This window comes from Stenotrophomonas sp. 2YAF22, from assembly GCF_052114665.1.
Classification (GTDB): Bacteria; Pseudomonadota; Gammaproteobacteria; order Xanthomonadales; family Xanthomonadaceae; genus Stenotrophomonas; species Stenotrophomonas indicatrix.
In genome coordinates, this window is sequence record NZ_JBFRFE010000372.1 from 1 (window position 1) to 4,292 (window position 4,292).

The following is a 4,292-nucleotide window of genomic DNA, read 5'->3' on the forward strand; positions in this document are numbered from 1 at the left end:
ATGAAGCGCACAAGTACTACGTACGCTACGACACCGGCCTGCTTGCAGGACACACCCGCGCGTGGATCAGCGCATCGTCGGCGCGCGTGCACGACTGGATCGATGGCACCGGCCACACCAGCAACGACAACATCGCCGGCAAGTTCATCACCGAGCTGGACCGCTGGACCCTGACCGGCTACCTGTCCTACAACGATGCCGACGAGCCGGAGTACACCAGTGTTTCGCCGAAGGGGTTCGCCACCAACCCCGACCGCGACGGCCTGGTGGGCACCCTGACCGGCATTCCGTATCTGGACCAGAACTATCGCTCCGGTTCGCGCGCACTGCGCGAGAACACGTTCGGCTACCTGCGCGCAGCCTTCGATGGCGGCAACGGTTTCAAGGCCTCGATGGCCGCCTACGGGCACCGCATGCAGGGCCGCGGTGACTGGCTGCCGCCGTACCTGGCCGACGTCAACGACGACGGTGCCGGTCGCCCGCAGTCGGAGTACCTCGGCGGCAGGACGGTCTACGGTGGCAGCAATCGCGGCCAGATCTACTTCGTGAACCCCGACGGCAGTTCCGCCCAGCGCCTGGCCAGCTGCACGCCGCGACTCGGCTTCAGCGCCGAGTACGACCCCAACTGCTACGCCGGCAACGTGCAGGGCGCGCAGTCCTACCGCCACTCCCACTACGACAACGATCGCGTGGGCGTGACCGCCGACGTTGAATGGCGGCAGACCTTCGGCGCCATCGACAACACCGTACGCGGCGGGTTGTGGGTGGAGAAGCTGGACCGTTCCGTGCGCCGCGATTGGCACCGCCTGCTCAACGTCGGCCAGGACATCGCCTTCGACCACCAGCCCTACTGGGTGCAGTTCGAGGACAAGTACAAGGTCGATGAGCAGATGTACTACGTCGAGGACGTGGCCCGCTTCGGCCCGTTCAGCGCGCGCCTGGGCGTAAAGCAGTTCTTCGTCGACCAGTCCCGCCGCCGCGTGATCGGCGCCGCCGAGAATGTGAAGTCCGACTCGAAGTCCGATCCGCTGCTGTCCACCGGCTTCACCTGGGCCCCCGGCGTGGAGGGCATGGAACTGTTCGCCGGCTACTCGCAGAACTTCGCCGCGATCCCGTCCGGCGTGCTGGGTGAAACCGATCCGCAGCGCTTCCGCAACGTCGAACCGGAGACCGCCGACAACATCGAACTGGGCATGCGCATCAGCCGCTGGCCGCTGACCGCCTCGGTCACCCTGTACAACATCAAGTTCGACAACCGCATCGTCTACCTGCCGGCCGGCCTGGTCAGCGGCATCGACTACCTCGGCGAGACCGATGGCGTCTACGAGAACTTCGGCGGCGTGGAGAGCAACGGCCTGGAAGCGGCCTTCGGCTACGGCTGGGACAATGGCTGGCGCATCAATGCGGCCTACACCTACAACCGTTCCAAGTACCTGGGCAGCGGCAACGACGCGCGCGACACGCAGCTGGGCATCGTCGATGGCGCCAAGGTGATCGGCCAGCCGGAGCAGATCCTGGTGGTGTCGGCCGACTGGCAGGGCGAGAACTGGAACTTCGGCCTGTCCGGCCGCTACCTGGGCGAACGCTACCTGGATGCGGCCAACGTCAACAAGCTGCCTTCGGCCACCGTGTTCAACGCCAACATCGGCTTTGACCTGCAGGGCCTGTCGCCGCGCCTGAAGGGCATGGGCGCCAACCTGGTGGTGAGCAACCTGACCGACAAGCGTTATCTTGCAGGGGTGGACGGCCGCGACAACGCCTTCATCGGCGCCCCGCGCACCGTCGGCATCTCCTTCCGCGTGGACTTGTGAGTGTGACCCTGTGACCGATACCGGCCGACGCCGACTGTTGCAGGCCGGCGTCGCCGCCGGCCTTTCGCCGCTGCTGCCCAGCATCGCCCGGGCAGCAGCGATCGCCCCTGCTTCGCGCACGCGCAGCCTGCAGGACCTGCAGCACATCGTGGTGTTCATGCAGGAGAACCGTTCGTTCGACCACTACTTCGGCACCCTGCCGGGCGTACGTGGTTTCGGCGACCGCTTCGTGGCCCCAGCGTCGCCCCTGCCTGGTAGCGACCGCCCACGCAGCCTGTGGCTGCAGCCCGATGCCAGCGGGCAACGCGCGATCGCTCCTTTCCCGTTGGATACCGCCGCGCACTTCGGCTACATGCGGGTGGAGGGTACGCCCCACACCTGGCCTGACGCACAGCAGGCGTGGGACCACGGACGCATGGCGCACTGGCCCAAGGCCAAGCAGAACCATTCGATGGGCTACTTCCAGCGCAGCGACATGCCGTTCCAGTTCGCCCTGGCCGATGCGTTCACCCTCTGCGATGCCTACCACTGCGCGATGCAGGCCGGCACCAACCCGAACCGCGTGTTCCTGTGGACCGGCCACAACGATGCCCAGGCCCGCGCAGGCGGCCCGGTGATCGCCAATTCGCACGACAATTTCCCCGAGCAGGGCGGCTATCCGGAGTCTTATCGCTGGACCAGCTATGTCGAGCGACTGCAGCAGGCCGGCGTGTCCTGGCAGATCTACCAGGACATGGCCGACAACTTCACCGACAACCCGCTGGCCGGGTTCGAGGCCTTCCGCCAGGCGCACCGCGGCGACCCGGGGCATGACCCCGAGCTGCGTGCACGCGGCGTCAGTACCCGTGGCCTGGCGCAGCTGCGCGAGGACGCGATCAGCGGCCGCCTGCCGCAGGTCAGTTTCATTATCGCCGATGCAGCCGGCAGCGAGCATCCGGGGCCGTCCAGCCCCGCGCAGGGGGCGGCCTATACCGCACGCGTGCTGGATGCGCTGACCGCCGACCCGGACGTCTGGAGCCGCACCGCCCTGCTGTTGATGTTCGATGAGAACGATGGCTTCTTCGACCATGTGCCGCCACCGGCACCGCCCTCCCCGCTTGGCGATGGCTGGGCCGGTGCGTCGGCGGTCAGCACCGAGGGCGAATACCACCGCAACCGGGCACCGGGCGACGAGAAATACGATGCCGCCGAGCTGCGCGGTCGTCCCTACGGTCTCGGCCCGCGCGTACCGTTGTATGTGATTTCGCCGTGGAGCCGTGGCGGCTGGGTCGACTCGCAGGTGTACGACCACACCTCGGTGCTGCGTCTGATCGAGCGCCGCTTCGGCGTGGCCGCGCCGGACATCTCGCCGTGGCGGCGTGCGGTCTGCGGTGACCTGAGCAACGCCTTCGACTTCGCCCAGCGCGACACGCGCCCCTTCGTCAAGGCGCTGCCGGATGTCACCGCCGTCGCAGCGCGCGCCGCCGCCCTGCCCGGCCGTACCGTGCCTGCGCTGCCCGATGGCCTGCATCCGGCTCGCCAGGCGCCGGGCGTGCGTCCGGCGCGGGCACTGCCCTATCGGCCGCAGGTGCAGGCCACGTCGGTGGATGGCGAGGGCCTCAGCCTGCAGCTGGCCAGCGATGGCGCCACGGCCGTGCTGCATGTCTACGACCGCTTGCAGCTGGACGCCATCCCGCGCCGTTACACCGTGGTACCGGGTACTCCGTTGCGGGATCGTTGGCCACTGGATGCACAGGGTCGTTACGACCTCTGGCTGCTGGGGCCGAATGGATTCCATCGCCACTATCGCGGCGCTGGCACGCTCGCGCCGTTGCACGCGCACGTGGAGCGCGCGGATGGCCAGATGCGGCTGGTGCTGCGCAATTCATCCCCTTCAGCGCGGAAGGTCCAGGTGCAGGCCGGCGCCTACGCCGGCCACATGCCCACCCGCGAACTGCAGCTGGTGGCCGGCGCGGAAACCGTACTGGCCTGGGATCCCGCACCAACCGCAGGCTGGTACGACCTGATCGTGCGCTCGCAGGGCGTCGAGCAACGCCTCGCCGGACGTGCCGAAGACGGCCGGCCTGGCACCAGCGACCCTGCCATGGGCAGCGAACCGCTGCGCTTCGATCACGGCTGAAAGTGATTCTGTGGAGCCGGGCGCGTGCTCGGCTCCACAGGGTGGAACATCCCGCTCAGGCCTCCTGCAACCCCGGCCGGCCGTGCTCCACTGCATAGCGCTTCCAGCTCTGCAGCGTGCCGTTCGGCCGCATGACCGTATCGAGCGTCTTCATGTCACCGATCCAGGTATCGCGGGTGACATCACACAGCACGTAACCGCGCTTGTCCGTCGTCGCTTTCAGGTGGGGACTGTGCCGCAGCTGGTTCTCTGCATACGCATCCATGCCCTGCCCGTCGGCGCCCGAGCTGATCGAGGTCGCCAGGAACTCGCTGGAGATCACCCCGGAATCGGCGTTGTCCTGCACCAGGTCGCTGGCATAG

General features: G+C 67.7%; 3 protein-coding genes. 2 read left to right on the plus strand and 1 reads right to left on the minus strand.

The window, feature by feature from the left end:
* Positions 1–1,811: TonB-dependent receptor domain-containing protein (locus tag AB4Y84_RS14655; protein ID WP_442250344.1), on the plus strand; the 1,811-nt coding region annotated here is incomplete at its 5' end.
* Positions 1,812–1,821: 10 nt separating this feature from the next.
* The gene (locus tag AB4Y84_RS14660) at positions 1,822–3,930 is read left to right on the plus strand and encodes a phosphocholine-specific phospholipase C (protein WP_442244584.1); all 2,109 of its coding nucleotides are present in this window, start codon (positions 1,822–1,824) and stop codon (positions 3,928–3,930) included.
* Positions 3,931–3,985: 55 nt separating this feature from the next.
* On the opposite strand, the gene AB4Y84_RS14665 is transcribed toward AB4Y84_RS14660, so the two are convergent.
* Positions 3,986–4,292: alkaline phosphatase D family protein (locus tag AB4Y84_RS14665; RefSeq protein ID WP_442250345.1), on the minus strand; the 307-nt coding region annotated here is incomplete at its 5' end.